5 protein-coding genes are annotated in these 2,321 nt (G+C 50.3%); 3 read left to right on the top strand and 2 right to left on the bottom strand.

What is annotated here, in order from left to right:
- The 3 genes from BN1129_RS23975 to BN1129_RS21785 form a co-directional block, all read left to right on the top strand.
- Positions 1 to 268: hypothetical protein (locus BN1129_RS23975; RefSeq protein WP_209418482.1), on the top strand; the 268-nt coding region annotated here is incomplete at its 5' end.
- Complete coding sequence (locus BN1129_RS06565; protein ID WP_042035331.1) at positions 265 to 495, top strand: hypothetical protein; 231 nt, start codon at positions 265 to 267, stop codon at positions 493 to 495. The genes BN1129_RS23975 and BN1129_RS06565, both read left to right, overlap by 4 nt.
- The gene (locus tag BN1129_RS21785) at positions 492 to 1,214 is read left to right on the top strand and encodes a hypothetical protein (RefSeq protein WP_052449320.1); all 723 of its coding nucleotides are present in this window, start codon (positions 492 to 494) and stop codon (positions 1,212 to 1,214) included. Before BN1129_RS06565 ends, BN1129_RS21785 begins: the two co-directional genes overlap by 4 nt.
- Before the next feature lie 263 nt (positions 1,215 to 1,477).
- Here BN1129_RS21785 and BN1129_RS23170 read toward each other — a convergent pair whose 3' ends face one another.
- Together BN1129_RS23170 and BN1129_RS06555 are read right to left on the bottom strand one after the other, a co-directional pair.
- On the bottom strand, positions 1,478 to 1,672 hold the full coding sequence (locus BN1129_RS23170) for a hypothetical protein (protein WP_157013285.1): 195 nt from the start codon (positions 1,670 to 1,672) through the stop codon (positions 1,478 to 1,480).
- Positions 1,673 to 1,787: 115 nt separating this feature from the next.
- Positions 1,788 to 2,321: COG4705 family protein (locus BN1129_RS06555; protein ID WP_042035329.1), on the bottom strand; the 534-nt coding region annotated here is incomplete at its 5' end.

Genomic DNA, 2,321 nt, shown 5'->3' with positions numbered 1-2,321 from the left:
TATTCGGAACAGTTATTTAGCTTGGAAAATCAAGGATATGAGGCCAGAGCGGAAAGAGCGAGTTTGTCTATTTTCTTCGAAAAAAGGAAGCCTAACCCTTTTTGAACAAGGTAACGGGATAAAGTTGGATGGAGATGAACATATCACTCAATTTGGCGTACTCTATTGCCTTGAGGGCGATTACAAAAAAGTTTTGGGTTTGATATACCCGAATCTGAATAGCTACGAAGTTGATGAGGTTGATAACTGGCGTGCGTTTAGAAGTTGAGTTCGGCGCTGTTTCATCAGGACCAATGGGGTGAATACCGCTTGCCACATACTCTAACCGAGGGGGACAAGCTGATACTGCTGATCACCTATCCAGCGGAAGATAGCCTGAGTGGAACAGCACAACGTTTTGTGATCCGTGGCTCCCTCGCCCTCGGCGCCGTGCTTACTGCAGAAACAGATGCTACCTTGCCGGTAAAAGGCATATTGATTGAGATGAAACAATGAATGACGTACAAGTAGAAGGTCATCCACCCCGCTCAGGGGAACCTCTGTTTCGCTATATCGCGGAACAATATCAGGCACTGCAACAAGAGCCTGTGATCTACCAATGGAAGATTAACTATCAGAGCCCAACAGCTTGGCACTCTGGTATGTTTGGAGGCGGTATAGGTATACTTCTTGGTCTATATTTTCCATTGAGAGCTGGTGACGTCAGCATTTTTAATCCGATGTCAAACATACTCTATTTCTTAGGTGTGATAATGATTTTTTATGCCCGTTATTTGATAAATGCCAATAAAATATATCACTACCATATTACGGCCAAAGGCATTTACTACACCGTGCAGGATGATATTCCCGATATCGCCTTTACCATCATGCGCGGCGTGGGGTGGGTTGGCTGTATTGCCTGTGTCCTGGCGGCAGGTTTGCTTGGCCCAGCGGCCTTTATCGGTGCTGGTGCAAGTGCGTTGCTGGCTTGGAAAATAAAAGACATGAGGCCAAAGATTATTGAGGATGTTGCTCTATTTTCAACAGGTCATGGCGTAATGAAGATCTTCAAAGAGAAAGAGTGTGTCACTCATTTTTCAAAAGATGTACACGGCTTCATTAATATATATTGTCTGCCTGGTGAATGTGACAAAGTGCTAAAACTGATATATCCATATATGGATACCTATGAGGTTCATGAAGTAAGTAGCTGGCGCGAGTTTAGCAGTTGACTTCAGCGCTGTTTCGTCAGGGTCAACGGGGTGAATATCGTTTTCCCCATACCCTGACACAGGGGGACAAGCTGATACTACTGATCACCTATCCAGCCGAAGAGAGCCTGAGTGGAACAGCACAACGTTTTGTGATCCGTGGTTCCCAGACCATTTATGAGGAGAAATTGCAGCACTGCAATTTAGAACTAATAGAGGAACAACGGCCTTAAGGTATGGAAAGCAAACTGAAAGCGCCCGCTCTGAAGGTGGCTAGTTGGGGGTTACCATGTCGCTGACCAGATTAAAGAGTTTATAGGTGGTGCCGCGCCCCGTATCCCCTTGCCGACCTTGTCCAACAGGCGGGTCGTGAGCACGATGCCGCTCAGCGGCTTGGTGAGGGCTTCCAGCCCGTAGCTCAGCACCGTCACCATGAAGAGGGGCAACAGGCTGTGGATCATCTCGGACGAGATATTCATTGGGGCTGTCGTCATAAGGTCGCTGCCCACAGAAGATTGAGGGCGGCGTTGTCGTATCAAAAGAGAGCAGGCAAATGGAACAGGCTGGCGTAGCAGCCCGTTCCGGTTACAGGGATTATTGCTCTATATCGAGCTCGGCAGTGGCCTGGCGCCGGTACTTGATGGTCGAGATCAGCACCAGAACGGCGATGGCGGCCAGCAGAGTGAAGGAGGCGGAATAACGACTCAGCTCCAGCCCTCCCTTGCTCAGCGGCTTGTCCAGGAAGTCGCCCACCACGGCGCCCAGTGGTCTGGTCAGGATGAAAGCGGCCCAGAATAGCAGGGTACGCGATACCCGCGTCAGGTAGTATGTCGCCACTATAGCCATCAGCATGCCGCCAAATAGCACGGCACTGCCTGCATAGCCAAAGCCTGCTTCGTCCGCGGTCCAGTCTCCCAGCGCTGTCCCCAAGGTTTGGGAGAACATGATGGTGATCCAGTAGAACATCTCGGTGCCGGGCGTGGTGACATTGCCGGTGGAGATGTTGCCCTGGAACTTGTACCAGGTGAAGAAGGAACCCATCAGCAGCAGGAACAGCAGGGCGGAGCCGCCGGCATAACCGAGCCCAAGCGATCGATCGGCAAAGTCTGCAAGCGTGGTACCGACCGT

Origin of the sequence: Aeromonas popoffii (assembly GCF_000820025.1) — a bacterium.
In the GTDB taxonomy this organism is placed as follows: domain Bacteria; phylum Pseudomonadota; class Gammaproteobacteria; order Enterobacterales; family Aeromonadaceae; genus Aeromonas; species Aeromonas popoffii.
The sequence above is the reverse complement of the archived record's forward strand: the minus strand, read 5'-3'. Positions and strand labels throughout refer to the sequence as shown.